The sequence below is a fragment of the Clostridium omnivorum genome, assembly GCF_026012015.1.
GTDB lineage: Bacteria > Bacillota > Clostridia > Clostridiales > Clostridiaceae > Clostridium_AX > Clostridium_AX omnivorum.
In genome coordinates this window covers 3465502-3491334 of the sequence record NZ_BRXR01000001.1, presented here as the reverse complement: position 1 = coordinate 3491334, position 25833 = coordinate 3465502, and the positions used below count along the sequence as shown (strand labels likewise).

The window sequence follows — 25833 nt, the reverse complement described above, 5'->3', positions numbered from 1 at the left end:
TAACTATTTAAAGCTTCAAGCTCGTTTCCTGTAAATCCAGCATGTCAAAGTACATATTTATCGCTTTATAGGCCAATTCTTTATCTCTAGTCACAAGGCTTCCCAACATGTTGTTATGTGCTTTCCAAAGAATAAATTTACTTTTGGAAGAGGTTAATTTCTCTCTTCCAAAATCACTGGTAAACTGTTCAATCACATCAGACAGAGCCTGAAGCATATCAATAATCAACGCATTCTTAGAAGCCTTTGCAATGGTAAGATGCAGCTTTTTATCTAGAAGGATATTGTTTTCTTCCGTCACATGCTCCAAATCCACCAAACTTGCCGAGAAGTCGTCTGCCTCCCGCTCCGAGATATTGTCAATGGCAAGCAGCAGAGCCTGAAGCTCCAGGGAGCGACGAAGCTGATTGATCTGCTTATAGTCAATCTGATCCAGCAGGAACATCATGGACATGGTTTCCACCAGGTTATCCTTAAACTTACCTGCCAGATAATTTCCTGACCCATGCTTACTGGTGATAACACCCATATTATCCAGGGTCCTGATAGCCTCCCTGACCGAACTACGGCTGATGCCAAGTATGGCTGATAAGTCCCGCTCAGCAGGCAGCTTTGATCCCAATGCAAGGTTGCCGCTTCGGATTTGTTCCTTGATATATTCAATTACCCTGGTATATGATTTTTGATGTAGTTCTTTTTCTTCCAATTGTTACTCCCTCCATAAATTCCTACCCCACCCCGGCAATCATCCTATTCTCATCTCATATTTGATGAACCCCAGTTTAAAATCGTCTGGATTATTTTATCCTAATAGTTCCATTGATGAACTCCGAGGGATAATCTTTTTTGATGTTAATGCCCTGGTTGGTTGCTAGAAAAGTTTTTGCTCTATTATTTTGCTATACTGTTGTATACGGCTAATGCATCGGTAATATTGTACTGCTTTGAATGGTGATCTCCCTTTGCACCAGCTGAAATCAGAATATATTCTTGTTTACCCACTTTGGCAAGACTTGCGAGACATAGACCTGCTTCGTCGGTATATCCAGTTTTCCCTCCTAAAATTTCCCCACCAATTATGTTTTGATTGTTGAGTTCTTGAAACATAGTGCTATTAAAGCTTATCCCTCCAGAATGCTTATTAGTAGGTGGTGTGGAATGACGAGGTGAAGTAAAAATCTCCCGAAAAGTATCATTTTTCAAAGCATAGTTTAAAAGAATAGCCAGATCTTTCACAGTTGTATAGTGATTTTTATCGTGAAGTCCGGTGGCATTTTCAAAATGGGTATTTTTCATACCAAGCTCTGCTGCCTTTTGATTCATCATTTTCACAAAATTCTGCTCTGACCCCGCAATCTGATCAGCAAGTCCAATACAGCATTCCGCGCCGCTGGGCAGCAGTACTCCGTATAGCAGATCAATTGCCCTGACATGCTCACCCGGCTGGAAACCTGCCATTGATGCATCTGCTTTGTACAATCCCTTAAATGCAGAATTAGTTAGCATGATTTCTCCATTCAAATCAGGTAAATTTTCTATAGCAACAATGGCTGTCATCATTTTAGTTAAAGAAGCAGGATAGATTTTTTCTTCACTATTTTTCTGCTTCAGAATTTTATCATCTTTTAAACGGATTAGAATCGCATTAGGACTGCTTAGCTTATCGAAAGATATAGAAACAGAAGGATCAGGTTCTATCTTTGACGGAGAAACCGTTTTTGTTCTATCGTCAGAAGAATTGGGTGTTATCTTTAAAGAAGAATTTAACGAATTTTTATCGTTATATTCTTTCTCAAATATTTGTTGGTTTCTTGGAATAATGATGGATTTGTAAACGAAAGCAGCAATGACAACCATCAACAAAAGCGCTGTAAATATGCGTAGTCCTGCCTTTTTATTTTTTACTTTTCGTACCATAATAAAACAACTCCTTATTTAGTGCTGATATTATTTAAACACAGAATAAGGATCTATGTTGGAATTCCATCTTATGAACTTCTTAAGATTTTCTTATGGCGGTGGTCTATAGTTAAAGAAAATCCCTCCAAACCTGTGAGCTTGGAGGGATACTAGGAAGCTAAAGCAGGGCGCTGAGGATCTCGTCCGTGTGCATGCCGCGGAAGCCTTTCATCAGAACCGCATCGCTCAAAAGGGATTTAAACTCAGCTGGGACGATTTTGGGTACAGTCATTTCCATTGCAACAAGCACCTCTTATCATATAGATTGTGTTGACTAAATATTAGCTGCTATAAATGCTTTCAACACCTTTAGCAATTTCTTTCACTGGTTCAACTATGCGATGGGGAAATCAAAATAAGTGTTTGGATAAGGTTCGTGTTTCAGTGTGTAATGCCACCACTCACAATCATATGAAACAAAACCGCTGGCCTCCATGATAGAGCAAAGGTATTGACGGTTTCTCGCTTCCACTTGCGTTATTCTTTTTGCTCCATGATGTGACACTGAATCCATCAAATCAAAGTCGCCTCCCATTGGGACAAGTTTACCAGTAGCTAAATGATAAAGTGTTAAATCAATTGCACTTCCTCGACTGTGGCCAGACTTAGAGGCCACATATCCTTTTTCAATCATCTCAGTTTTGTCAATATTGGGATAGTGTTTTAGCTTCGTCTGGCCATCTTCCGGCTGTTTTGACCAGCGGAGAAAACAATCTACGGCGCTTTGAGGGCGATAACCATCCCAAAGTAACAAGCCAAAGCCAGCGGATGTGGCTTTTTCTCGCACTTTTTTAAGAGCTGTACACAATGCTGTGGTACCCACAATTCGATTGACTACATATCCGTCCACAGGCTTGCCGGTAAAATTATCCCATGTAGCATATTTAGCATCCCAACGTATTCCGGGTACAAACTCATCTACAAACACAAAATCATTTTTCATAGTCTTCCTCCTTTCAATGTCAATTTTACAATACGGTCTATCACTTCCGTAAGAGGCAACCCAGCGGCTGCCATCATTCTAGGATAACGGCTGTACGAGGTCATACCAGGCAGAGTATTAACCTCGTTAAGTATTACTTTTCCATCCTCAGTAAGGAACATATCTACCCGCGAAAGTCCACTGCATCCCAATGCGCGATATACGGCTTTTGCTGTCTCCTGAACTCGCAAGCGCGCCTCTGCCGAAATGTCAGCAGGAACAATTACAGCTGAGTTTTCAGAACCGCTTTCAGGCTTATCCTCTTGATGGATTCTGAAAAAACCATGAGATAGAGAAATTTGATCTACCTCGCCTACAATTAAATCCATGCCGTTCCCTAATATGGCACATCCTACCTCGCTGCCAACGATAGCCTCTTCTATAAGCACCTTCCAGTCAAACTGTTTTGCAGTCTCCACCGCACTGAGTAATTCCTCTTTTCCACATACCTTACTGACTCCGAAAGATGAACCTGAACGAGCAGGCTTTACAAAAACGGGATAGGTAAATTGATTGGCATCAATATTCTCGCTTCCCGTGACAGTCCAGAAATTTGGCGTAGCAATTCCAGCGTTTCTAGCCACCATATTAGCAAGGGATTTGTCCATACACAGAGCAGAACTTTGGACATCGCAGCCTACGTATGGTATGCCGGAAAGCTCTAACAAGCCTTGCATCGCACCATCCTCGCCAAGCTTGCCATGCAAAACAGGAAACACCATATCCAACCTAATGGGTTTGTATTGTCCTTGCTCCATGACAAGCAATCCGTGTACGCTTCTGTCTGGTGACAGCATAACCGGACGGCAGCTGCCGTTTTCCCAATTTGAGTCAGGGAAGTTACAAAGCTTCCAATCACCATTTTTCGTAATTCCAATATAGAACGGTTCATACTTTTCCATATCAAGGTTTTTTGCCACCTCGTGCGCAGATTTAACTGAGATAGGATGTTCTTCGGAACAGCCCCCAAATATAATTGCTATTTTCAATCTATCCATGTTACTTTCTCCTTTCAAATTTTAGGCAATTTATAATAGTATTTAGAGCAGTATCGCTCAAGGCGTGTTCTGTATAATAGGCGGTGTGCGGGGTAATAAGTACATTCGGTAATTTTTGTAATCTGAGCAGCAGTTTGCTTTCAATGGTTTTTTTTCTGTAATCAAAGTAGAATACCCCTTCCTCTCCTTCCAGGACATCAAGCGCCGCACCGCCTAGTTTACCGCTTTCTAAAGCTTGAATAAGAGCCTCGGTATCAAGAAGCGAACCACGCCCAGTATTTATAACAAACGCGCCGTACTTCATCTGCTCCATACGCTTACCATTAAGAATATGCTTTGTATCCGCATTAAGTGGTATATGGAGCGTTACGATATCGCTCTTCTGTAACAATTCATCAAGATCAACGTAATCTGCAAAGGTTTGTGGACTATGGTCATAGGCTAATATATTGCAACCAAAGCCCCTCAGCCTATTTATAACTGCTGTGCCAATACGTCCTGTTCCGATTACCCCAATGGTCATATCGCGTAATTCTTTCCCTCGTACAGCATTCAATGTGAAATCCTGAATATCTGCACGGCTAATAATGGATTTTACATTTCGCACTGCCATCAGCATCAGCATTAAAGTGTAATCAGCCACGCTATCAGGAGAATAAGTAACATTTTCAACGGAAATGCCAACTCTCTCAGCGTATTTTACATTAATATGGTTACATCCAATACTTCTTGTAGAGATATACTTTACACCAACCTTACTGAGCTCAAGAAGAATTGAATTTGTTATTTGCGTTTTATGATCCACACTAATGCGTGAATTTCCAAGTGCTAGTTCAATATTAACTTCAGATAGCGCAGCATCTGTGATAGTTGGCTCAACACCAAAGCGAGGCCCCATCTCTCGGAACAAAACGGCCTCATCCTTACTGCATCCATAAATTGTAACTCCTATCTTTGACATAATTTAGGTTTATCCTTTCCTATTACATTCTTCTTTGTTTTTATCGCATACTATCAAATTAACAAAGAAGCAATATCTTTTCTTCACTCTTCAGTTTGCAAGTAGAAATAGAAACATTTATATGATCTATTATCTTTTCATGTCCGAGACCCCCTTTCAGAAATATAAAAGCCTGTCTGATTCGACAATTTCATCTTATCGAAATCAGGCAGGCTATATTGGAATTTTTACTTATAAAACTCTTAATAAATTCTTATGAAGAACTTATTATTTTCCTATATTGCGATATGCAGCTAATGCATCGGTAATATTATACTGCTTAGAATGGTGTTCTCCTTTTGTGCATAGTATCTTCTTGAACATGCAATAAAGTTACTCATAATCTCAATCTCGCCACAAATAATAAATATAATAAAACAGGTAATCCTATTGCAGATATTATTGTGATTGCACCATGTACTTTTTTCTCATTCCGTAATATAAACAATAAAAACTTATACCCTAAAATACCTATTAATCCACCCAAACAATTTAAAATTATGTCATCAATGTCTGCTGCTCCAATGCCTAAAAGTCCTTGAATGATTTCTATAGATAAGCTCACTATAAATATAAACAGCAGATTGTTTATTACTCTTTTATTTTTTTTCAATAATGACAAATATGTGCCAAGAGGAATAAAGATAGCTATATTGCCAACCACATTACTAAATGCGAATCTTTTTATAGTGGCAGAGTTGCTAAATATATATTCCTTTATACTATAAAAAGGAATGAGATTAATTGACCTATTTACAGTCCTTTGACTATTAAACATAGCCATAGGCGAAACTCTTGATAATAACAACAGTTTAATTAAAAAAAGTATATAACAAATAAAAACTCCATATAAAAAGACTGATTCAATTCTCTCTCGTTTATTCATAATATCTCCATACTTCTTAAGCTTTTTTTATAAGGGAAGCTTTACTGTAAATGTAGTATTTTCTGTATTACTTGCCACAGAGATTGTTCCATCGTGAGCCGTGACAATTTCTTGAGCAATTGCCAAACCTAACCCTGCTCCACCAGTGTTTGAGGAACGTGCAGAATCTAATCGATAAAACTTTTCAAAAATAGATTCAAGCTTTGCCTTTGGGATTGGATTTCCCTGATTAGTAAAAATTATAATTATATTTTCGTCTTGCTGCTGTGCAGAAATGTCAATGACACTATTTTCATAGCTATAGGCTATGGCATTTTTCAGAATGTTATTGAACACACGAGCCAGTTTATCTGCATCTCCCCACAGAGTGAGGTCGTCAGGCACATTAACAGATATCTGCTTTTCCTGTGGAGTCAGCATTGGATAGAATTCATCTGCCATCTGCTGGAGCATGAACAGTAAATTGATTTTTTCTTTATTCAAAACAATGGTTTGAAGATTAAATCTTGTGATCTCAAAAAACTCATTTATAAGCTGCTCTAATCGATAAGCTTTTTCCAAAGTAACACTTACATATTTTTCCTTCTGCTTAAGTGGCATATCAGGAGCCTCATCCAGAAGACTTAAGTATCCTATAACAGAGGTGAGAGGTGTCTTTATATCATGAGCCAAGTAAACCACCAAATCATTTTTGCGCTGCTCGGCATCAAGTGCAGCTTTTTTTTGTTTTTCCAAGTTGTTTTTTATCTGATTAAGCTTATTTTCCATAAAATCCAATTCTGGTGATAAAGTAATTTCATTATTGGATTCCTCAGTAAGTTTATCCATTCCAGCGCTTATTTCATCAAAATACTTTGTGAACCATGAAGCAGAAAATCGAAAAAGGATAGCCAGAAATATTAGGATTACAACAAAAATGATTATGCCCATATTGTTGCGAATCACTAACTGATATATTGTCAGTGCATCCGAATTGTCAAAATTAAAAGCGCTGACTAAAAACCGAACGATGCGATTTCCGATCTGTCCACGCAGGATTTCCCGCAATACATAAACAGTCACAGTGGCGGCAACAGTAATCAGAAGCATTTGCGAAAATAATTTTCCTTTTATTTTTGTATAGTCATTCCTTCTTTTATCTATCTTACTTTTCAATTTTATAGCCAACCCCCCATACAGTTTTGATATATTTGGGATGTTCTGCGCTGTCGTGCATTTTTTCTCTTAGATGTCGGATATGAACCATTACAGTATTGTTGCTGTTGCTAAAATACTTATCTCCCCATACTTCATGGAACAATTCATCCGAACTCACCACCCGTCCGCGATTGGAGCAAAGGACCCAAAGAATTGAAAATTCTGTAGGCGTTAAGGATAACTTTTTCTCATTTAGCGTACATTCATGAGTATCCATGTCCAATACCAATCCAGAAAAGGTAATCAAGTGTTCTTCCTGATTTGGTTCAGCAGAATTATATTTGGTAAATCTCCGAAGCTGTGCCTTCACACGAGCAACAAGCTCCAAAGGTCGAAAGGGTTTTGTTATATAATCATCTGCACCTAGTGTCAATCCGGTAATTTTATCAATCTCTTCTTCTTTAGCAGTGAGCATGATAACTGGAAAATTATACTTTTCCCTAATCTTCTGGCAGATAGTAAAGCCATCGATATCAGGCAGCATAACATCTAGTATGGCAAGCTCTAACTGTTCCGACTCAACACACCGGAGCGCATCTTCACCGTTATAAAATTTATATATAGTAAAACCTTCATTTTTTAAATAAACTTCAATTAGGTCTGCTATTGACTGCTCATCGTCTACAACCAAAATATTTACACTCATAAGTTCCATCCCTTCTTCCTAGTTAAACAATCATTATCATAGTACTGCAAAACAAAAATTTATTTCATATTAATTTTCTTATGAAAACCTTAAGGTTTTATTAAGATGGGCTTTAATCTATTTCCCATGCTAATATAAAGGATTGCCATATGGAATGTCATTCTTTCATATACATCCCAAGTATATTTTTACACATTACCCACATGGAATACATTCGGAACTACTATGGCTTTTTAAAGTTCTATATTGCTTTTGCATTTATGTACAAAAGTGCTGCAATTTGGCACTTTTTAGAGTCATATTAAATTCACATTTAACTTTTTTAGCTTTTCCCTAATATCATCTGTAATATCTGAATCGGTAATTATACCATGGAATTCATCTAAAGTAGCAAATCTATAAGTGCTATCTATATTAAATTTTTCCTTTTCAACTAGCAGGTATACTTCCTTGCTATTTGAAACAATAATCTCCTTTAGATTTCCATCTTCTAAGGTGGCGGTGCCTACGCTATTAGTAATTAAATTCACGCCTGAGCTTCCTAAAAAACCTTTATTAAAAGTATATTTAGCTATACTCTTAATTGCTTCTGAGCCCATAACTCCACCAGATTTATTATCATATACACCACCAATGCATATAAGCTTAACGGTTTCGTTATCATTAAAGAGAGGCGGTATTATGGACATATTAGTTATCAAAGTAATCTTCTTAGTACTATTTGCAATTAGTTTAGCTAACAGAAAATTAATACTTGAGGGCTCTAAAAAAACTACATCTTCATCTTCTATTATGGCAAAGGCCTTTTCAGCTATTAACTCCTTGCTGCTTAAATTAACTTTCATTCTAGCTGTTATAGAACTGCTTTTAGAGATTTTTCTATTTAAGATAGCCCCACCATAGGTCCTTTGAAGAACCCCCTCTGCTTCTAGCCTCTGCAAATCTTTTCTTATCATACCTTGTGAAACATTAAATCGTTCACTTAGTTCAGTAACTTTTACTCTGCCATTTTCATTAAGCATACTTAGGATTTGTTCTAATCTTTCTTCAGTAAACATTTAAGCACCTCACCAATCATTAACGTTTAGTATCGTTCTTTATTAATATTATAACATTATTATATAAATTCATAAAATAACTTGAACAAAGGTCGAAAATGATATACAATGATAATAACAGATAATAATTAATAACAAACAATAGTAAATAATAATGATAAAACTAGTTAATCAGTGTTACAATTTAATAGTTCATATAATTTAGCGTAATAGGGTAATGCCTAGCGTAATATTTTATATGTATAGGCATCTTTAAAAGCTTAGCGCAGTGCTAATTATTTTGAAGATGCCTAATTAATGAATACAAAAGCACCAATGGTAGGAGGTAAAACATGTACAAGCTATTAACAGTTGATATGGATGGAACATTACTAAATAGTAACAAATGTATTTCGAGAGCTAACAAAGAAGCAATTAATAAAGCTATAGAAAAAGGTGTTAATGTAGTTATAACCTCTGGAAGAGGACTTAAGGGTTTAGATAGTTTTTTAGAGGAAGTTAATTTAAGAGGAGAGAATCAATACCTTATTGCCAATAATGGTGGAACTATATATAGAACCAATAATTTTGAATGTATTGCCTATAAAGGGTTAAGGGGTAGGGATTTAGCAAAGGCACACAGTTTAAGTAAGAAATTAGGAATTAATATGATTGCATATACCCATGAAGGTGCTATTGCTGCAGAAGAAAGTGAATTTACAAGGTTTGAAGCAGAATATGTTGGAACACCTGTTAAAATTGTTAATATTAACTCAGATGTTAAAGCTGATGATGAGATTACAAAGATATTATTTTCTCAGACTGAAGAATTACTGGCCCAAAAAATGCTTGAGCTACCTAAGGAATTTTATAGTGAATATAATGCGGTAAAAACTATGCCAACTGTTCTGGAAATTATGAATAAAGATTGTAATAAAGGCTATGGTGTTAAAGTTTTAGCGGACAAGCTAGGCATTAAAAGAGAAGAGATAATATGTATAGGGGACCAAGCAAACGATATAGAAATGTTAACTTATGCGGGTCTTGGAATTGCAATGGGAAATGCCATTGAGGAACTTAAAAATATAGCTCAATATATAACTTTAGATAATGATAATGATGGAGTAGCAAAGGCTATTGAAAAATTCATATTGTAGCGTACAAAATGTATTCTACTAAGCCTTCCATCGCATAGCTTTAGAACAGTTATCAAAAGCAACTATGAACAATTCAATAAAAAATAAGGCTACTCAAAAATGGGTGGCCTTATTTACTCACTTGCTTAAATTTTGTTATTCAGTGATATACGTCTTATAATTAGATGAATCCTCTCCTACCACTCTATCCAGCTTCCAGGAATAACCTTTAGAGCTGTCATATACAAGTACATAGACTGCCACAATAGAAGTGGTTTTTTGCTTATTTCCATCACTATTTGCAATGCTTCCAAATACATACTTTACATTTTCCAGTCCTTTTTGTGATGATACTTTACTTGTTTTAAAGGTTTTTGCTTCATCAGCGGTTATTATATGGCTATCAGAAAACCATAAAAATTGATAACTTCCTTCTATCTTAGCATTTACAATGCTAGACATTATAAAATCCTTGGATATGTCAGCAATAGTAACGCTATCTACTGTGGTTTTTGACTTTTTTAACAATTGTATTTTGTCATAAGACAGTGCATAAGTATAATTCGTTGATAGTACAGAATTAACCTCTCCTGCTGTATTCTGTCTTTTAACAGTTATATTTAAATTTTTACTTTGCGGATCAAACTTTTTATCTGCTATATTAATACTTTTAGTAAAGCTATCCTTAATATAAAAATTCTTGCCACCAAATACATTAGCATAGCTTACAGTTTGATCTATAGGCTCCTTTTTAACTAACTCAAGTATTTTATCTTGTGAAAATGCTGATGATAATGCTAACGCAAAATCCTCATTGCTATTTCTATCTATACCAGCTATTTTCCAAGCTTCATTTTCAAAATTAAGCATACATTTTATTTTACCTGAAGATGAAATAATTCCACTGTCTATCTCTACGTCTATTATCGCAGTCTCTTTTAAATTGTAAAAATCCGGTGTTCTTGAAGCTATCTTAAGAGTTTTAACATCTTCTTCACTTAACGCCTTTGCTGTATCGCCAATATTTATACTTGATTTCTTAACTCCTTCAAGTATTTGCTTTTCATCCATACCTACCAAAGGCTTTACAGAAGTATCCCCAGCAAGACTAATCTTATCGCTAATTATCCATTTTTTATTCTCATTATAAACATACTGCAGCGATAGCAAAGCCTTTACCTCAATGGTGCCATTATTTAAGGTTACATTTGCTTTTATATCATCCTTTTTCTCGCGCTTATTTGTATTTCTTGCACTTATACTAAAGCTTTTTATATAACCCTTTTTTATATCTAAACTTGTCCCCTTCGGAAGGGTCAATACTTTACCTATAAGGTCGTCTTTTATCCTTCCTTCATCTACAGTCCTTCCTGATAAAAACCAATATCCAGCTCCTGCAGTTGCCATAACAAGAATTACAGCTATAATAGTTATTACTACTTTCAAATTCTTAAATGGCTTTTTTAATGCCTCAAAAAATTTGTCTCTTTTATACTTTCTTATATCTTTTTTTGTTATAACCGGCATATCTAATGTATCATGTATACTTTTTGTATGTGTTTCTTCCTCGCTTGTTATTTCCTCACTTGCTTCAGTAAGTTTTTCGGTTTCTAAAACAGTATCTTTTTCAATGTTTGCTCCACAATATGGACAAAATTTCAAACCATTTATATCATCAAATTCTCTTTTGCAGCTGTTACAAACCATTGCTACCTCCAAGTACTTACTATTTATCTATCAAAGCTTGTAGTTTTGACATAACATTGTATGAATATTGTAACATATCGTCCACTGCTTGAGAAGCTAAGTAGATGTTTCATTAGTAAATCTTAAATCCTATTTCTTGATATAATTTTTTTGATCTTTTCTTTTAGCTCTTCATCAGGTGAATTTTCTACAACGATTTACTTATACACTTTATCTAACATACTCATGTTACTGCTGCTTTCAAAAATCGAAAAGAAAGCATATGCAGATTACCACTTTCTACATATGCTTTCTTATTTAAAATTAGCTATTAGTATATCTTAAATATTTAGTAATTTCTTTGAAATTTCCTCAAATCTTTCATCAGTTATACCAAGTTTTTTGATAAATCTTTCATCTTCCATTCTTTCAATAATTATCTTGTCAGGAGATATTTCCTTAATAAAATTTTTTATCTTCTGAATCGATTCTTCATCATCGTTATAGCCCTTAATTATAGTGATTTCAAATATAAACTTTCCTTTGTATTGTTTATTAAAAGAAACCATGTTTGAAATATATTCTGCTAAGGTATACCCTTCAATAGGCCTTTGGATTTTTTGAAAATCTTCTTCTGTTATTGCTTTTATCTCTCCAACTACCTCGTCACATTTATTAGCAATCTTTATATTCTCATCTCTACCTAGTAAATACCCATTAGAAAGCAGTCTTACAGGTAAACCTTTGGCTTTGATAAAATCAATAATATCGCCAATTTTATCATTTACAAAGGCTTCTCCTTTTGAATTTATAAAGATTATTTCTGCTTTAGTATTTTTAATCATGCCCTCTAATTCTTCTAATGGATTATCCATTTCATCAAATGACTTTTGCGTATCTACCTTATTTTGTGATCTTCCGATAGGGCAAAATATACAGTCAAAGTTACAATACTTTTCAGGAAGTATGTTCACTTCAAGTACCTTTTTTCCATCTTCAATATAAATATCTTTATAACTAAAACCACTCATCACCTTTCTCCTTTCAATCAAAACACTGGGTATCTTATTCGTACCGGTTCCCACCGCAAGTTACCCTATTGATACTTCCTTATTATTAATATCAAGGATTGACATTTTACATGTTCCACCTAAATCATCCTGTACTTGTTTTGCTAAATCTTTTAAGGCCTTCTCAAACTCATCTGCTCTTTTTTCATCAACTAATTCAATGCACAAAAAAGCATTTTTTGTATTTTCAGTGAGCATGGTTCTTACTGATTCACGCCAATTCCAGCACCTGCAAATAGCTCCCTCATCATCTTTATATATAATCTCACCTTCATAGGGTGGTTCACTTTTGTCCGTTCCTAAGGTAACAAAATTTTCACTTCCAACTGCCTTAGTTAGTCTTATATCACCAGCAAATCTATCAATATCCTCACCACCACAGGGTAATGCATATCTTAATGAAATAGAATTGTAAATATCAACTAGTGGATTAATAGTCCCTAAATGATTTCCATTATTAACTCTCTTTAATAATGCCTCAATAGATGCCCTTGCACCTTTCTTTGTTTTAAACTTTTGAAAGGCCTCTCGCCATACTTTTATTACTCCGTTGCTGCTGAATTCTTCATTCTGCAAATGCTTTAGGGCTTCCTTTTCTGCCTCTAAAAGAGTTTCTTTATATTTTTCTTCATCCTTTATAGAATTATCTATACCATTACAAATAATAACCCCTATCCTAGCACTAGGAAATAGGCTCCAAAAATCATCTTCAATAACAAACTTTTTCACTAAAATTCCTCCTTAGACAACATTATATGTTTTTTATTATTTCTTAACTATATAGGATTATTAGTCTATTGGTATTATTTTTAGGCCTACGATTCCAATAACTATAAATGCAATACAAATCATGCGCATTACATTAATTGGCTCCTTAAATAAAATAATACCTAAGACTACAGTACCAACAGTCCCTATACCTGTCCAAATTGCATATGCATTACCTAGTGGCAAGCTTTTTAAAGACAAGGATAGAAAATAAAAGCTTGCAATCATCCCTATAACAGTTAATATGCTAGGTACTATTTTTGTAAATCCTTCTGAATACTTCAGCCCTATTGCCCAGGTTACTTCAAATAAACCAGCTATAATTAAATAAATCCACTGCATAGACTTTACCTCCCTAAAATAGTTTAGTAATATTCCTTAGCCTATTAAAAGAAAATAAAAAAAGCCTAAGGAAATATTTAAAAATATCTCCCAGGCTTTTATCCTTCCGTGTACACAGTCACCTGTGCGTCTTCTCTCGGACCAGCCAGTTATAAGTTATAAACTGCGGAACCCTAGAAAACTAAACTATATAAATTTTTTATAATTATAAGTTGCAACTTATAGATGTAGTTTAACATAAGAACAGCTTCAAATCAATAATCTTTTTGCAGTTTATCAATGATTTTTGAAACCCCTTAATCCTAATAATTAACTTATTTTGAATAAACATAAACTTCTGACTGCCACTTTTCTATCCATTCATCATATACAAAACCAAGTTTAAGCAGCAAATTTTTCGAAGGAAGGTTTTCTTTTTCAGTCATAGCTACTATTTCACAATCAGAAAAATCTGCTTTAAGCTTTTGTAATAATGCTTTCAAAACTTCACTTATGTATCCCTTACGAGAATAAAGTGGATTTATAGTATATCCTATTGTAATAGTTTTATCTTTTTTAACAATGTAAATATCCCCTAAAAGCTCATCTGTGATTTTATCAGCAATAGCAAGCTGATTACCCTTTTCCAAATTTAAAGGAACTAATAATGCTCTTCTATATTCATCTTTTGTTAAATTCTTAAAGCTTTGATACTTCATCCATTCTTTATTATTTCTATAAGTCGTAAATGAGTCTAAATCTTTTTCTTCAAAACATCTTAATAAACATCTATCCGTTTCAAGCATTTGATCACCCCATTAAAAATCTTATAAGATAATTGCTATATAACTTAATCCAAATTATGTTGGTTAACTCAATAAATTTCTATTTATATAAGAAATACTACTAGATAATAGTTTGCCAATACGACATTTATCTTAACATATTTCACTAAATAAGTTTAGTTATTATCTGATATTATAGCAAATATCTGATGATCTTCCCACTTCCCATTAATCTTAACACCCTTTTGTTCTATACCTTCTTTGTGAAAACCTGCCTTTTCTAACACTTTCATTGAACCTATATTGCTTAACATTACACCTGCATCAACACGATGTAGTTTTAATTCATTAAACGCAAATTCTACTGCTAAATAGACTGCTTCAGTTGTATATCCCCTACCATTATATTGTTTATCTAATGAATAACCAATTAGACATCTTTGAAGTGAACCTCGAGATATATGATAAAGTGATATATCACCAATCAATTTCCCGTTATCTTTTAAATATATCCCAAAAGAATAGGCTTTATCTTCTTCTCTTTGTTTTATAGAATTACTAATATACTTATATTTTGAATCAAGTGTATAAAAGTCATCACTAAAAGTTGGCGAATACTTCTGAAAAAACTCACCATTTCTTAAATGCAAATCGAGTAAAGCTTCTGCATCTGTATCTTCAAAAAAGCGAATAAAAATTTCATCACCAGAAAGGCCCATATTAATTCTACCTCCTATTCATAAATCCAAAATAATTTTTTTTTTATGTAATACGTTACAACTGAGACATTTTATAAGCATATTGTTCAAGATATCATAAAATCAAAGTATATTTTTGCTTATATCATCAATTTCCTTAGCCGTAAACATTAATATCTATATTTTCATACTTAGTATTTCTCCAGGCAATCCATCTATTTCACATACCATATCAGAAATAAATCCACTATTAATTAATATTTTCCTTGAGGCAATATTATTAGGGTCTATAATTGCAGTAATTTTATTAATTTGCTTTTCTGCCCTTGCCTTCTCAATTAACAATTTAGCAACTTCATTACCAATCCCCTTACCCCAGTAATCAGGCAATAACATATAACCAAGTTCTGCTTCTGTAGAACTCGGTTCTTTTACTTTAAGTAAAGCAGAGCCAATAAATTTGTTAGTTGAAATATCCATTACTTTAAAATTGCCAAAGGAATTATGTAATTTGCTGTTATTCAAAATTAAATTATAGTTTTCTAATGCTTCATCTAATGGAATGGCCCTTTCAGTAATCATGGCCATTACTTTTTCATTACCAACCAATTTATAATAATTATCAAAATCCATAGATGTAAATTTCTCCAAATATATTCTTTTCTCCATAAACCTCATCCTCACCCATAAAATTAATATTAAAAAGTTCATACTTTTAAGTAAATCTTATAAATAATACCCCTTAATCTATATATACATTGAATTATATACTAGCATTATAATCACACTTCTCACATTGAGCAAGCCTATTTTCATTTTCCTCAATATAACAAGTACCAGACTCCTTATTTTTTTGATCAAAGCATCGGACAATTCTTTATTGAATAAAAGTTACACGGTGAAAAAATAGTATGAAAAACCTCTATAATTTATAAGCTATTTGGAGTTGGCTACCATTAAATGATATAATTAGAAATATTCAACACAGAATATTAAAATATGATGAATTAAAAGGGGGGCTAAAATTGAGAGACTATATAAAGTGGATAAGAGCCAGGGTAGGTCATGATCCTATAATTTTAAATTTCTCTGTTGCATGTATTATAAATGAAAATGGAGAAATATTACTACAAAAGAGAAGTGATAAAGGTGATATTTGGGGACTTCCAGGAGGAGCAGTTGAAATTGGCGAATCCATTGAGGAAGCTGTGATCAGAGAGGTAAAGGAAGAAACTGGATTAAATGTTGAAGTGGATCATTTTATTGGAGTCTATTCTAAATATTTTCATACCTATTCAAATGGAGATCAGTCACAATCCATATGTCATTTATTTAAGTGTAGTATACTCAATGGAGAGTTACTGGTTGATAACAAAGAAACTTTTGATTTGAAGTTTTTTGATAAAAATAATATTCCTAAATTATTTATCCAGCAGCATACGGATATGTTGAATGATTTTTTCGAAAACAAAATTGGGGTATTCAAGTAATCTAAGAAACAATTTATGTAGGATTTTTCTTTTTAAGTGACTGAAACACAATACTATATAACTTCTTAACTAAGTATTGCGTTTCAGTACTTTTATCAGTTCGTGAACTGATGCCACCCCATAAATTATTATAGGAAAGTTCTCTCCGTTGATTTCATCAATATATTCATCAATTTTCACAGCCCCGAGAGATTCATAAAACTTTCTGGCAAGTGTGTTATTTTTAAACGATCCTATAACTATTGATTGGACATCATTGGCTTCAAAATATTTAGCCACCTCATGAACTAATAATTTACCAATGCTCATTCGCTGAAAAGAAGGCAAAACATATAGCATTATTAGCTCACCTTCATATCCATAAATTGAATTTACTGTAAATGAACCTACTGCAAATCCTATAATTTTATCTTCTATTTCAACTAGAAAACAAAATGGCTGATTTTCAGCATTATTAAAAATCCTTTCTAATCTTGCTAAGGCATTTTTATATGTAAGTGATTGGATAAAACTATCTGTTACAATTCCTTGGTGAGTCGCTTTGAAAGTGTCTCTATAGATTTCTGCAATAATAGGTAACTCTTCAATTCTCATTTGTCTAATAATCATGCTATTTGTCCTCCTAAGTAGTGAGCTTATAGAATCATAGAGACTAATGATACCACTTTGACTTATTAATTACAATAAAATTTACACATGTTCGCTTTCAACACCATTAACAACTAAACAAAATGGACAGCTATAATCTTTTGGTGCATGAGTGTACACTTTTTTATTTCCTCTTATATACAATTCATAATAACTTACTAATGTGACATTGCAATAAAAAGTATGGGATAACTTAGGTTAAAATAATGTTATTTCATCTCTTCAAATAGGAATAATGCTCCTTGAAAATTAAATAATGCAGTGGAAAAATAGTATAATAATCCTCTGTAATTTATAAATTTCATGGAGTTAGCTACCTCTAAATGATATAATTGGAAATAATTAAGACAGAATAGTAAAATAGAGTGACTTGTCTTACAGCATGAGAGGAGAAGATATAATGAATAAAAATAATATTTCTATACAAAAAGCTCAAAAAAAAGACTATGATGAACTACGCAAGATTTATTTTAACACAAGACAGGAAAGTTTTACTTGGGAGAAACATGATAGTATAAAATTAGAAGATTTTGATAGTAGCACGGAAGGCGAATTAATATTAACAGCAAAAATAGACAATGAAATTGTTGGGTTTGTTTCAATTTGGGAAGAAGATAAATTTATTCACAATTTATTTGTTTCCTCAAATTTTAAAAAGTGTGGAGTAGGAAAAGCATTGATAAATCAGTCTGCAAAAGCAGTTGGATTACCGTTAACATTGAAGTGTGTAAAGGCAAATGTAAATGCTTTGCATTTTTATTTATCTCAAGGGTGGACAATCGAGGAAGAAGTTGCAGAAAATGAACCTTATTATTTAATGAAATATGAGGGTATAAATATATTTAAAAAGTAATCATCATATGTAGCTCTATTTAGTCCCATATTTCTTATTTGGCGTCACAACAATAAAAAACTAATAATTATTTAGAACACCGCATTATTCAAATGTGAATTTTGCGGTGTTTTTACGTCGCATTTTAAGAAAAATGCGAACTAATATTAGAATCTATCCGAATAAAGTATTTCTTCAGTACTTTCAAAAAAGTCAATTATGTTTTCTTTTCTTAATGGCCATTTGTTTTCATCTCCAAAATCATCCTCAAAATACGTTATCAAATCTTCATATGTCATAGGACCTATACTTGTCTTGAATTTGTCATAATACTCATCTTGAATTTCATGCCAATCATTGTATTTCTTCTTACTTAATAGAACACAATCTTCCAGTATTATATAATACACTTCATTATTATTCATTGTTTAACCTCCATTTGATTCACAACATCTCACAAGTTCGTATTACTTCAATAATTAATTATATAACTTATGGTAATTAATTATCAATAAAAAAGCCTGTACTCATTATGAATACAGACTACTTAACATTTAATTATATGAATAATGAGAAGTTGACAAATAGTTCATATATTTTTAAGTTATAATTGTTGTTACGTTACAATATAAGAAATTTATGACATTGCAAGTCTTCTCCTTGGTGAATAATATAAGAAGAACACAAACCATAACTTTAATAATAGAGTTATAGCATACCTGTCTAAATATAACGTCTCACTTTATTCATATATTTTATATATTCTTCTCCGAATTTCTTAATACACCATCTTTCTTCTGAAAGAATAATCCAGTGTGCGGATACTTGAAAGCCGATTAATAACGCAAGTAATATCAACGAATGTGTTAGCAATACACACCCTAAAAAATAAATAAAATATGCAATGTACATAGGATTGCGGGATACTCGGTATAATCCGTTTAAATTTATTCCATTCATTTTAGGCTTAGCATAATTTACTACAGATACAGCATATAAAATAATTCCTAAACTATATATTACTAAACCTATGTAAAACCAATCAGAGTCAGTTTTGATTTTGAGTAATAATAGGTATAGTAAAATAAGGACGGTTGTAATTTGATAAACACAGAATGCTACTTTTTCTCTTCCGATTAATGGAGCAAAGAAACCCGCACGTTTAAGTGATTCTTTGTCTATTATACTTAAAACCCCATACCTAATAAGTATTAGTGGTATTACTGTCAAAAATGCATTCATTTTACCCCACCTTTTAGTTTTTTGCTCTATAACATTTCTATTTTAGTTAGTTCGCATTTTTCTACTAAGTTGCATTAATATTAAATTTTTGAAAAAACTACACCAATTTTTCCATACAATACTCAAAAGCATATTCGGTAGCAGCTTTTCCATTATTATTAGCATGTACATATACATCATTATTTTGCTTCTCAGTACATTCATTTAGATATGTCAATGCTTTCTGATAATCTTTATTGTAAAAACAAATAATGGTCTTACACAAATTGGATACTTTAAAGTCAGTAGGCTCTTCCAATAACACATTTACACTATTTAATAAAATTTGACGATTACTTATTCTTTTCTCAATATCCTGCAAAACATTTTCTAAAGAAGTATCAAAGTTATCCTTCTCCTAATAATTCCAATACCTCATTAGCCATTGTTAAAACATTCTGCTGAATGTCATATGCATTCTTCAAATCTTCTTTATTGTACCACTTGAGCAAACTAGATTCTCCAGCCTCTGGTTTTGTATCAAAAGATTTTGCAGTTGTATAATAAACAAAGTCTATATGTCCACCTATAGGAAGTATTTTTTTCGCCCTATTATGTAAATGTAATAATACTTTATCCTCATGTACAATATATACTGAAACTGTAAAATGTCTATCCATGCTTATGTCCTACCTCTAAAATATCTATTATAGCTTGTGAAAAAGCACTTGGTTCTTCGATATAGGGATAATGAGCAGAGTTTTCTAGTATGATTACCTTAACTTGTCCAATGCTGATGGAAAGGCATCATTGGCAGTCCTGGACCACCATGCAAAAATAAAATAATAGGTTTTTGTTCGCTTATACCTCTCACTAGAATCCGTTGTTCAATTCCACCTGAAATAACCTTATCTAATAGTCTATTCATCAATTTTCCCCTATACTTATATATTGTTTTCCTATAATTCTAAATTTCACTGATTCATATAGTTTATTTAGAGCTGGATATTTTTCAGGCATGGCAGTATATACAGTTACTTTGCAAATAATCATGCCATATTATAAATAGTAGCTACTATATTATTGACAGCAACAGCAAAACAAAAAACTTCAGAATTTACACGTTATCAAGTTCAGGAAAGAACAATGGAAGTGGAAACCATGATTTCACCAAATGGTTTTTATACTCTGAATTTACAAAACTTGAATGAGAAAACAACAGTGCACTAGCATCAATATGTGATAAAGATATATCATAAGGAATATCCGTTTCCTCCACGTTAACAATTCCGTCCTTCACCTCAATTTTATATCTTCCCTTTTCCTCAATATTTAAAGTAAGAGTTCCTTCGTCTAACGGATAAAGAGTGTTTTTTAAATTCATAAATGCCTTTATAACATTTTTATAATTAATAATATATATATTAGCAGAACTGTTTAATGAATAATTCTCACAGAACCTGCTTAACTGCATGAACTCATTAGGTCTATTCAAATTCAGCACTACATTTATATTTTTTAAATTAAAGTACTTCATATAGGATACTATTACTTCATCTATTTCTTCAGGATTTGTTAATAGTATTTCACTTATCCTTTCACGATTATCTGATGTGCATAGGTAACCTGCAAATTCATCATTTTTATATATAAAAAGAATACGGCTGTTCCAAGTCTTTGAGATTTCAATAAAATTGTCTTTTCCTCTTACTACATGCACAGGCTGTAAATCATGTAGACTAACAGCCTTTTCTAAATCATTAGCAATAGCATTATCGTATTCTATAAATTTATAAACATCTTCTATGTCTATATTGCAATGCCTAATATTAGAGCTATTAAAATTTAAATTTAAAGACATTCCGCAGGTCGTAAAGCCCCAATATTCATAACGCTGCCTTTGTCCACAAAGAACGGCATAATCGCAATCCTCTGCTATGATTTCTTCGACGGCTCTATCCATTAAAGTCCTCATATATCCGGAGTTCCTAGAATACCTATGAACAGATACATTACCAATTCCCCGTCCTTTTAAGTAATTTCCGCATACTGTTAATTCCAATGGAAAACTTCCCACTATGGCTTTTATTCTTTTCCCTTCTTTTACAATATAGTGATATTTAGAAGTTTCTCTGTGATCTTTATATAATTTTGGCAATAGTAAAAGAAATTCTTCGTTAAAAACGTAATTGCAAAAATCAATAATATCCTCATAATCCTCAGGCTTCCCCTTTATAATCTCGTAATCCATTAAAAATTCCTCCTCAATTTCCCTAAAAAGCAATTACCTTATAATTCTAAAGCTACATTAGTCATTTAATTTCCAAAGATACATACTAAGGAAATAAAAATAAAAATTGAACAGCAGACTCCTATCACTGTATTAACTTGAGTATCTTGATCATCCTTTATCTTTTTAAGTGTAGATTCAATATTGATATATAATATTGCTATAGCAACTATAGACCCATAAAACCATACAGCCACTGCAAAACTCCCCCCCATCTTACAATATCAATCTCATCACAAATTACCGTAAAGACTTTGATAGAAACAATACCAAATCATCATCATTACAGCAATCTGCATACTGCTCTAATTGCTTTCCTTTATACCACACACCAGAGCCATCAAATAAATATCCTCTTTTTACATAAATACGTTGTGCTGAACCATATCCTGAATGCAATCCTACTCCTAGGCATATCTTATCATTTAACCCGGCAGCCACATTTTCAGCCACATCCAAAATCTTATTGCCGATTCCTTTCTTCTGATATTTTATAAATACATTAAAGTCAACCACCTCTGGGATGCCCTGATTCATAAATGGTCCATTCTCAGCACTTTTGATTAGCGTTGTATACCCTGCTACATTACCCTCATACTCTCCAATAAAGACATATCTATTATGACTATCTTGTTCTCTATAATATTTTTTAAATAATTCAATGTTGGGATGCCATCCTTGTGCTGTTTCTTCTAAAAATATAATATCAGCATCCTCTTCCTTCATCGTCCTAATAACAATTTTACCGTCGCTATAATATATCATGCTATTATTCCTCCATTATAATTTTATCTGTAAAAGTTACCCATTAAAATGTGGAATATCTATTAATACATATTAGAAAGCACTTTTTATATATAATAAATTTGTGAGCATCTAAAGCCTCCATGAAAAGAACCTTATATGCTTAAGCTGCGTTTTAATGCGATTGATTTTTTTCTCAAATTTGCCCATATCATCAGGCTTAAGTTTGATTCCTGACATTAAAGCAATCCTCTCTACAACATCATCAATTGACATATTTTCTGTATTTATATGTGACTGAAAAACTTCATTTGACAAGCCTTCCAAACATCTATCTATCTGTTTTGCACCCCAAGAATTAGCTCCATCCCCTCTGCTTTTTAGTCTTTTAAGTAAGGTTGCTTTTGAAGCCATTAACGCATAGTGTTTTACAATCATCCCATGACTTCGCAAAGATCCAACTATCTCATTAAAATATATTGGGTTAACTACAGTCATAGGAATAATTAAAACACCATCATACTTCCCTTCTATATACTTTATAAGTGAAAAATTAAGCTCTCTCCACACTTCGTAATCTTGAAAGTCCTCTTTATTTTTGATGCTTGATGGTATATTCTTTGAAATGAAAAACCCCAAGTTTTCAGGATCATAAACAAAAGAGTTCTCAATTCTTCTATGAAGCTCAAAAGCAGTTTGTGTCTTACCTGCACCAAAAGCTCCATTTATCCATATAATCATAAATATATCCCCTTAAATCTCTTATGCTTATTAGTATCTCTGCTTTTTTTCTTGCACAATAACCAACTTCCATTATATTTAGCCACTATATTAACAAAGTATTTATTTTTCAATGCTATATAAATAATACTGTTCTCCAATTTTTACCGCTATTGCATTATCTATTTTGTTTATGTCGTATATCTCTGTTCCAACACTTACCAATGTTGCATCACCATCTCTAAAACGATATTTAGGATTACCCACCTTTCCAGCAACATTATAAGTAACTTCTCCAATTTTATTTCCTATTTCAGATGGTTCAACTATAGTTTTTTTGTTACCTCTATAATATTTTGTGTTATTTATTTGAATACAATCTGTCCAGGTAATCTTTGAAGTTCCAAATCTATCAAGCCTAAGGTCAAAGTTCATCGTAATAAGAGCAAATGCTATAATCACAATACTAGCAAATATAAATACCTTCACTTTTCTATTTGACATATTTTTTCCTTTCTAATATTAATGTACAATACTTTACCAAAGCGACTTTGCATTAGAATTTTGCAATCAAACTTAACTACACATTCTAACTGTTTTCCTTCTTAACCCTGCTATACCCATTAATAATTAACACAGATGATATTAATGATAAAAAGTATGTTGTTGTATTACTTCCTCCACCTATTATAAAAAATAAAAGAACTGATAACCCAAAAACCTTTATCAAATATATGATTTCTCTTCTCTTAAGCACATTATTTTCAGTAAAAAATGAACTTCCATCAGTAATATTTTTATTCTCATCCTCATTCATAATAAAATCCCCCTAAGTTCCATAAAATACATTAATGGCAGGTTTAATATCAACATTAACATAAATATAGATGCTTTAACTTTTTTATTTAAGTTTGAATACATCACATATGAAAAGACAATTATTAATGCCATCGCATATATACCTCTATACGTCCAAGCAATAGATGATATAGCACCAGACATAGTAGGGTGTGATCCTTCTTTAGCGCGAATAGCTCATTCACTTATTCCGCATAAAATTTAAAATTTCTAACTAAGTCTTTTGTTAAGTTCCCAAAGCGCCACTTTATTTCCATCCCATTTTAAACATGAAATAGCATCAGCATAACTCATCCACTTATATTCAGTATGTTCATGTGAAAGTGTTAATTGTTTATCTATTATTTCAACCCCATAACAATTTTCAGGTATAACATAGATATTTTTATCCCAATGGATACTTTCTTCAAATTCTTCAGCAGGAATTGAATTAACTGTATCTAACTTTATGTACAATGAATCCTTAGAAATTCCTCCTTCTTCCCATGCTTCTCTTTTAGCTGATTCAATTATTGTTTCCCCATCTTCTCCTCCACCAGAAATAGCTTGCCACCAGCCAACATCACTTGTACGGAATATAGCATATTCTATGCCTTTATCACTTATATAATAAGGAAACACTAAAACTTGATATGGTGCTCTCATATTTATCCCTACTCTCTATGTTAATCTATAGTTAGTGAACAATATCGCACCTATAAGCTGCGGTATAAGTATCACATACTTTTTAGAGATTATATACTAATTTCAATAGTTCATGATACTTCATAAATCCACATTAATATTTATTAAGGTAATTATACTATAAAATGGATATTTTTTCTTGTATATAATTACTGAAAATTAATCTCTTTTACTAATTTCATCTGTTATTAAGGATTTTGAAATATACATAGCATCTATTATCTTCTTAAGGCGAGTGTGATGAGCAGTACCCTCCTCAAATTTTAGCTGTGCTTTTTCACATTTGCTGATAATTGAAGATACTGGGGGTAGAGCTTCTATCAATTCTTCTTTTGTATATGTGTCCATAATCTCTTCGTCTGATATTAAGGATTTTGAAATGTACATCGCTTTTATCCTATTCTTAAGAAGCGTGTGTTGTGAGGTACCCTCTGCAAATTTGGGCCATATTTTTTCACACTTGCTAATAGTTGATACTATAACTCGTAGTGCTTGTTCCAATTCTTCTCTTGTATACTTTTCCATAGAATTTCCTCCTGATCACTCTAAATTAGACGCTTTTCATTAATCCAATTTGAATCTCTCTCTCTTTCCTAACTTCATCTAAATCATTGGGATACAGTAAATTTATCAAAGTGATTGCATAATCCGAAGCAATTAAGGCGTGCCACTTAACATGAGGTGTAGCAGCAACTTGGCCCATAGCTCGTAACACCTTTACCCTCACAGGATCCTTTTCTTCACTAGCAAGTCTGTTTATCTTAAAGGCAACGTTTCTTGCATCTTGGAATTTTACTTTTCCATCTTGCCATTTTAGGTTTATTTCAAAACATTCAGCAATATCACTGCTTTTCTCAATGTTGCTAACTTTTAAAATATGTTCAGCTAATAGTAAACTATACTTAGACATTTGCTTATGCGATTTACTCTCACTTATATCTATTAATCTAAATTTTAATTCTGGAATATCTTCAATTTTTCTTATTATACCCACACAATTCATATAGCTATGTCCATCTTTATGTTTTCCCATAATAAACCTCCCATAAATTTGTTTTAATTATACAGAGTAAATGTTACAATTTAATTATATAACATTAATGCACTTAGAAACTTTTATTAAATAAGTGCAGCTAAAACAAGAAATTATATTTATGAACCTTATAATACTGATTAA

The 25833-nt window shown here is 32.7% G+C and carries 34 protein-coding genes and 1 riboswitch; of the genes, 3 read left to right on the top strand and 31 right to left on the bottom strand.

Going from position 1 to position 25833, the window contains the following annotated elements:
• Nucleotides 1-7: 7 nt before the first annotated feature.
• The 9 genes from bsdE14_RS16415 to bsdE14_RS16375 form a co-directional block, all read right to left on the bottom strand.
• Nucleotides 8-706: a FadR/GntR family transcriptional regulator gene (locus bsdE14_RS16415; RefSeq protein WP_264851084.1), complete on the bottom strand. Its 699-nt coding sequence runs from the start codon at nt 704-706 to the stop codon at nt 8-10.
• A 185-nt stretch (nt 707-891) separates the two neighbouring features.
• Nucleotides 892-1917, bottom strand: a complete 1026-nt coding sequence (locus bsdE14_RS16410; protein ID WP_264851083.1) for a D-alanyl-D-alanine carboxypeptidase family protein — start codon at nt 1915-1917, stop codon at nt 892-894.
• Nucleotides 1918-2293: 376 nt separating this feature from the next.
• Complete coding sequence (vanX, locus tag bsdE14_RS16405) at nt 2294-2902, bottom strand: D-Ala-D-Ala dipeptidase VanX (RefSeq protein ID WP_264851082.1); 609 nt, start codon at nt 2900-2902, stop codon at nt 2294-2296.
• Complete coding sequence (gene vanA / locus bsdE14_RS16400; RefSeq protein WP_264851081.1) at nt 2899-3939, bottom strand: D-alanine--(R)-lactate ligase; 1041 nt, start codon at nt 3937-3939, stop codon at nt 2899-2901. Before vanA ends, vanX begins: the two co-directional genes overlap by 4 nt.
• A gap of 1 nt (nt 3940) precedes the next feature.
• The gene (locus bsdE14_RS16395) at nt 3941-4900 is read right to left on the bottom strand and encodes a D-isomer specific 2-hydroxyacid dehydrogenase family protein (RefSeq protein WP_264851080.1); all 960 of its coding nucleotides are present in this window, start codon (nt 4898-4900) and stop codon (nt 3941-3943) included.
• Between the two features lie 376 nt (nt 4901-5276).
• Nucleotides 5277-5825, bottom strand: coding sequence for a VanZ family protein (locus bsdE14_RS16390; protein ID WP_264851079.1), 549 nt, complete (start codon nt 5823-5825; stop codon nt 5277-5279).
• Nucleotides 5826-5852: 27 nt separating this feature from the next.
• Entirely contained in the window at nt 5853-6992 is a 1140-nt protein-coding gene (gene vanS / locus bsdE14_RS16385) for a vancomycin resistance histidine kinase VanS (RefSeq protein ID WP_435382541.1), read from the bottom strand.
• The gene (vanR, locus tag bsdE14_RS16380; protein WP_264852283.1) at nt 6970-7668 is read right to left on the bottom strand and encodes a VanR-ABDEGLN family response regulator transcription factor; all 699 of its coding nucleotides are present in this window, start codon (nt 7666-7668) and stop codon (nt 6970-6972) included. Before vanR ends, vanS begins: the two co-directional genes overlap by 23 nt.
• Before the next feature lie 296 nt (nt 7669-7964).
• On the bottom strand, nt 7965-8726 hold the full coding sequence (locus bsdE14_RS16375; RefSeq protein ID WP_264851077.1) for a DeoR/GlpR family DNA-binding transcription regulator: 762 nt from the start codon (nt 8724-8726) through the stop codon (nt 7965-7967).
• A gap of 332 nt (nt 8727-9058) precedes the next feature.
• On the opposite strand from bsdE14_RS16375, the gene bsdE14_RS16370 reads away from it, so the two are divergent.
• Nucleotides 9059-9862, top strand: coding sequence for a Cof-type HAD-IIB family hydrolase (locus bsdE14_RS16370; protein WP_264851076.1), 804 nt, complete (start codon nt 9059-9061; stop codon nt 9860-9862).
• A gap of 135 nt (nt 9863-9997) precedes the next feature.
• Here bsdE14_RS16370 and bsdE14_RS16365 read toward each other — a convergent pair whose 3' ends face one another.
• From bsdE14_RS16365 to bsdE14_RS16335, 7 genes are all read right to left on the bottom strand, one after another.
• Entirely contained in the window at nt 9998-11548 is a 1551-nt protein-coding gene (locus tag bsdE14_RS16365) for a hypothetical protein (protein WP_264851075.1), read from the bottom strand.
• Nucleotides 11549-11868: 320 nt separating this feature from the next.
• Nucleotides 11869-12558: a radical SAM protein gene (locus bsdE14_RS16360; protein ID WP_264851074.1), complete on the bottom strand. Its 690-nt coding sequence runs from the start codon at nt 12556-12558 to the stop codon at nt 11869-11871.
• Between the two features lie 60 nt (nt 12559-12618).
• Nucleotides 12619-13326, bottom strand: coding sequence for a B3/B4 domain-containing protein (locus bsdE14_RS16355; RefSeq protein ID WP_264851073.1), 708 nt, complete (start codon nt 13324-13326; stop codon nt 12619-12621).
• 60 nt (nt 13327-13386) lie between these two features.
• Complete coding sequence (gene sugE / locus bsdE14_RS16350) at nt 13387-13707, bottom strand: quaternary ammonium compound efflux SMR transporter SugE (protein ID WP_264851072.1); 321 nt, start codon at nt 13705-13707, stop codon at nt 13387-13389.
• Nucleotides 13708-13792: 85 nt separating this feature from the next.
• A riboswitch (guanidine-I (ykkC/yxkD leader) is annotated at nt 13793-13895 on the bottom strand.
• Between the two features lie 126 nt (nt 13896-14021).
• Nucleotides 14022-14492, bottom strand: a complete 471-nt coding sequence (locus tag bsdE14_RS16345) for a GNAT family N-acetyltransferase (RefSeq protein WP_264851071.1) — start codon at nt 14490-14492, stop codon at nt 14022-14024.
• A gap of 155 nt (nt 14493-14647) precedes the next feature.
• A complete protein-coding gene (locus bsdE14_RS16340) occupies nt 14648-15190 on the bottom strand; it encodes a GNAT family N-acetyltransferase (protein ID WP_264851070.1) in 543 nt (180 codons plus the stop codon).
• A gap of 156 nt (nt 15191-15346) precedes the next feature.
• A complete protein-coding gene (locus tag bsdE14_RS16335) occupies nt 15347-15838 on the bottom strand; it encodes a GNAT family N-acetyltransferase (RefSeq protein WP_264851069.1) in 492 nt (163 codons plus the stop codon).
• Between the two features lie 356 nt (nt 15839-16194).
• On the opposite strand from bsdE14_RS16335, the gene bsdE14_RS16330 reads away from it, so the two are divergent.
• Nucleotides 16195-16659 carry an NUDIX hydrolase gene (locus bsdE14_RS16330; protein ID WP_264851068.1) on the top strand — a complete coding sequence of 155 codons (465 nt, stop codon included), beginning with the start codon at nt 16195-16197 and terminating at the stop codon, nt 16657-16659.
• 69 nt (nt 16660-16728) lie between these two features.
• Here the strand turns inward: bsdE14_RS16330 and bsdE14_RS16325 are convergent, their stop codons facing one another.
• On the bottom strand, nt 16729-17268 hold the full coding sequence (locus bsdE14_RS16325) for a GNAT family N-acetyltransferase (RefSeq protein WP_264851067.1): 540 nt from the start codon (nt 17266-17268) through the stop codon (nt 16729-16731).
• Nucleotides 17269-17707: 439 nt separating this feature from the next.
• Here bsdE14_RS16325 and bsdE14_RS16320 point away from each other — a divergent pair, with 439 nt between their 5' ends.
• Nucleotides 17708-18160: a GNAT family N-acetyltransferase gene (locus tag bsdE14_RS16320; protein ID WP_264851066.1), complete on the top strand. Its 453-nt coding sequence runs from the start codon at nt 17708-17710 to the stop codon at nt 18158-18160.
• A gap of 146 nt (nt 18161-18306) precedes the next feature.
• On the opposite strand, the gene bsdE14_RS16315 is transcribed toward bsdE14_RS16320, so the two are convergent.
• From bsdE14_RS16315 to bsdE14_RS16250, 14 genes are all read right to left on the bottom strand, one after another.
• Nucleotides 18307-18564, bottom strand: a complete 258-nt coding sequence (locus bsdE14_RS16315) for a hypothetical protein (RefSeq protein WP_264851065.1) — start codon at nt 18562-18564, stop codon at nt 18307-18309.
• 298 nt (nt 18565-18862) lie between these two features.
• Nucleotides 18863-19381 carry a methyltransferase family protein gene (locus bsdE14_RS16310; RefSeq protein WP_264851064.1) on the bottom strand — a complete coding sequence of 173 codons (519 nt, stop codon included), beginning with the start codon at nt 19379-19381 and terminating at the stop codon, nt 18863-18865.
• Nucleotides 19382-19478: 97 nt separating this feature from the next.
• Nucleotides 19479-19742 carry a hypothetical protein gene (locus bsdE14_RS16305; RefSeq protein WP_264851063.1) on the bottom strand — a complete coding sequence of 88 codons (264 nt, stop codon included), beginning with the start codon at nt 19740-19742 and terminating at the stop codon, nt 19479-19481.
• A 25-nt stretch (nt 19743-19767) separates the two neighbouring features.
• On the bottom strand, nt 19768-20040 hold the full coding sequence (locus bsdE14_RS16300; RefSeq protein WP_264851062.1) for an NUDIX hydrolase: 273 nt from the start codon (nt 20038-20040) through the stop codon (nt 19768-19770).
• 98 nt (nt 20041-20138) lie between these two features.
• A complete protein-coding gene (locus bsdE14_RS16295; protein WP_264851061.1) occupies nt 20139-20288 on the bottom strand; it encodes a hypothetical protein in 150 nt (49 codons plus the stop codon).
• A gap of 189 nt (nt 20289-20477) precedes the next feature.
• The gene (locus bsdE14_RS16290) at nt 20478-21611 is read right to left on the bottom strand and encodes a GNAT family N-acetyltransferase (protein ID WP_264851060.1); all 1134 of its coding nucleotides are present in this window, start codon (nt 21609-21611) and stop codon (nt 20478-20480) included.
• Nucleotides 21612-21676: 65 nt separating this feature from the next.
• The gene (locus tag bsdE14_RS16285) at nt 21677-21847 is read right to left on the bottom strand and encodes a hypothetical protein (RefSeq protein ID WP_264851059.1); all 171 of its coding nucleotides are present in this window, start codon (nt 21845-21847) and stop codon (nt 21677-21679) included.
• 43 nt (nt 21848-21890) lie between these two features.
• On the bottom strand, nt 21891-22415 hold the full coding sequence (locus tag bsdE14_RS16280; RefSeq protein WP_264851058.1) for a GNAT family N-acetyltransferase: 525 nt from the start codon (nt 22413-22415) through the stop codon (nt 21891-21893).
• A 111-nt stretch (nt 22416-22526) separates the two neighbouring features.
• Nucleotides 22527-23135, bottom strand: coding sequence for an AAA family ATPase (locus bsdE14_RS16275; RefSeq protein ID WP_264851057.1), 609 nt, complete (start codon nt 23133-23135; stop codon nt 22527-22529).
• A 102-nt stretch (nt 23136-23237) separates the two neighbouring features.
• Entirely contained in the window at nt 23238-23618 is a 381-nt protein-coding gene (locus bsdE14_RS16270; RefSeq protein WP_264851056.1) for a hypothetical protein, read from the bottom strand.
• Nucleotides 23619-23703: 85 nt separating this feature from the next.
• Nucleotides 23704-23931 (bottom strand): hypothetical protein, encoded by a 228-nt coding sequence (locus bsdE14_RS16265; protein WP_264851055.1) that lies wholly within the window; start codon nt 23929-23931, stop codon nt 23704-23706.
• A gap of 251 nt (nt 23932-24182) precedes the next feature.
• The gene (locus bsdE14_RS16260) at nt 24183-24617 is read right to left on the bottom strand and encodes an NUDIX hydrolase (RefSeq protein ID WP_264851054.1); all 435 of its coding nucleotides are present in this window, start codon (nt 24615-24617) and stop codon (nt 24183-24185) included.
• A 198-nt stretch (nt 24618-24815) separates the two neighbouring features.
• Nucleotides 24816-25181 (bottom strand): hypothetical protein, encoded by a 366-nt coding sequence (locus bsdE14_RS16255; protein ID WP_264851053.1) that lies wholly within the window; start codon nt 25179-25181, stop codon nt 24816-24818.
• A 25-nt stretch (nt 25182-25206) separates the two neighbouring features.
• Nucleotides 25207-25689 (bottom strand): putative immunity protein, encoded by a 483-nt coding sequence (locus tag bsdE14_RS16250; RefSeq protein WP_264851052.1) that lies wholly within the window; start codon nt 25687-25689, stop codon nt 25207-25209.
• Between the last annotated feature and the right edge of the window lie 144 nt (nt 25690-25833).

What these genes read in the sequence shown, in the direction of transcription:
- bsdE14_RS16390 (WP_264851079.1), bottom strand. Translation starts at nt 5,825, where the DNA reads ATGAATAAACGAGAGAGAATTGAATCAGTCTTTTTATATGGAGTTTTT.
- sugE (WP_264851072.1), bottom strand. Translation starts at nt 13,707, where the DNA reads ATGCAGTGGATTTATTTAATTATAGCTGGTTTATTTGAAGTAACCTGG.
- bsdE14_RS16265 (WP_264851055.1), bottom strand. Translation starts at nt 23,931, where the DNA reads ATGAATGAGGATGAGAATAAAAATATTACTGATGGAAGTTCATTTTTT.
- bsdE14_RS16260 (WP_264851054.1), bottom strand. Translation starts at nt 24,617, where the DNA reads ATGAGAGCACCATATCAAGTTTTAGTGTTTCCTTATTATATAAGTGAT.
- bsdE14_RS16315 (WP_264851065.1), bottom strand. Translation starts at nt 18,564, where the DNA reads ATGAATAATAATGAAGTGTATTATATAATACTGGAAGATTGTGTTCTA.
- bsdE14_RS16270 (WP_264851056.1), bottom strand. Translation starts at nt 23,618, where the DNA reads ATGTCAAATAGAAAAGTGAAGGTATTTATATTTGCTAGTATTGTGATT.
- bsdE14_RS16325 (WP_264851067.1), bottom strand. Translation starts at nt 17,268, where the DNA reads ATGATTATTAGACAAATGAGAATTGAAGAGTTACCTATTATTGCAGAA.
- bsdE14_RS16300 (WP_264851062.1), bottom strand. Translation starts at nt 20,040, where the DNA reads ATGGATAGACATTTTACAGTTTCAGTATATATTGTACATGAGGATAAA.
- vanR (WP_264852283.1), bottom strand. Translation starts at nt 7,668, where the DNA reads ATGAGTGTAAATATTTTGGTTGTAGACGATGAGCAGTCAATAGCAGAC.
- bsdE14_RS16340 (WP_264851070.1), bottom strand. Translation starts at nt 15,190, where the DNA reads ATGGGCCTTTCTGGTGATGAAATTTTTATTCGCTTTTTTGAAGATACA.
- bsdE14_RS16290 (WP_264851060.1), bottom strand. Translation starts at nt 21,611, where the DNA reads ATGGATTACGAGATTATAAAGGGGAAGCCTGAGGATTATGAGGATATT.
- bsdE14_RS16310 (WP_264851064.1), bottom strand. Translation starts at nt 19,381, where the DNA reads ATGAATGCATTTTTGACAGTAATACCACTAATACTTATTAGGTATGGG.
- bsdE14_RS16375 (WP_264851077.1), bottom strand. Translation starts at nt 8,726, where the DNA reads ATGTTTACTGAAGAAAGATTAGAACAAATCCTAAGTATGCTTAATGAA.
- bsdE14_RS16360 (WP_264851074.1), bottom strand. Translation starts at nt 12,558, where the DNA reads ATGAGTGGTTTTAGTTATAAAGATATTTATATTGAAGATGGAAAAAAG.
- bsdE14_RS16255 (WP_264851053.1), bottom strand. Translation starts at nt 25,181, where the DNA reads ATGGAAAAGTATACAAGAGAAGAATTGGAACAAGCACTACGAGTTATA.
- bsdE14_RS16250 (WP_264851052.1), bottom strand. Translation starts at nt 25,689, where the DNA reads ATGGGAAAACATAAAGATGGACATAGCTATATGAATTGTGTGGGTATA.
- bsdE14_RS16280 (WP_264851058.1), bottom strand. Translation starts at nt 22,415, where the DNA reads ATGATATATTATAGCGACGGTAAAATTGTTATTAGGACGATGAAGGAA.
- bsdE14_RS16370 (WP_264851076.1), top strand. Translation starts at nt 9,059, where the DNA reads ATGTACAAGCTATTAACAGTTGATATGGATGGAACATTACTAAATAGT.
- vanA (WP_264851081.1), bottom strand. Translation starts at nt 3,939, where the DNA reads ATGGATAGATTGAAAATAGCAATTATATTTGGGGGCTGTTCCGAAGAA.
- bsdE14_RS16295 (WP_264851061.1), bottom strand. Translation starts at nt 20,288, where the DNA reads ATGAATAGACTATTAGATAAGGTTATTTCAGGTGGAATTGAACAACGG.
- bsdE14_RS16395 (WP_264851080.1), bottom strand. Translation starts at nt 4,900, where the DNA reads ATGTCAAAGATAGGAGTTACAATTTATGGATGCAGTAAGGATGAGGCC.
- bsdE14_RS16345 (WP_264851071.1), bottom strand. Translation starts at nt 14,492, where the DNA reads ATGCTTGAAACGGATAGATGTTTATTAAGATGTTTTGAAGAAAAAGAT.
- vanX (WP_264851082.1), bottom strand. Translation starts at nt 2,902, where the DNA reads ATGAAAAATGATTTTGTGTTTGTAGATGAGTTTGTACCCGGAATACGT.
- bsdE14_RS16410 (WP_264851083.1), bottom strand. Translation starts at nt 1,917, where the DNA reads ATGGTACGAAAAGTAAAAAATAAAAAGGCAGGACTACGCATATTTACA.
- bsdE14_RS16365 (WP_264851075.1), bottom strand. Translation starts at nt 11,548, where the DNA reads ATGGTTTGTAACAGCTGCAAAAGAGAATTTGATGATATAAATGGTTTG.
- bsdE14_RS16275 (WP_264851057.1), bottom strand. Translation starts at nt 23,135, where the DNA reads ATGATTATATGGATAAATGGAGCTTTTGGTGCAGGTAAGACACAAACT.
- bsdE14_RS16320 (WP_264851066.1), top strand. Translation starts at nt 17,708, where the DNA reads ATGAATAAAAATAATATTTCTATACAAAAAGCTCAAAAAAAAGACTAT.
- bsdE14_RS16335 (WP_264851069.1), bottom strand. Translation starts at nt 15,838, where the DNA reads ATGGAGAAAAGAATATATTTGGAGAAATTTACATCTATGGATTTTGAT.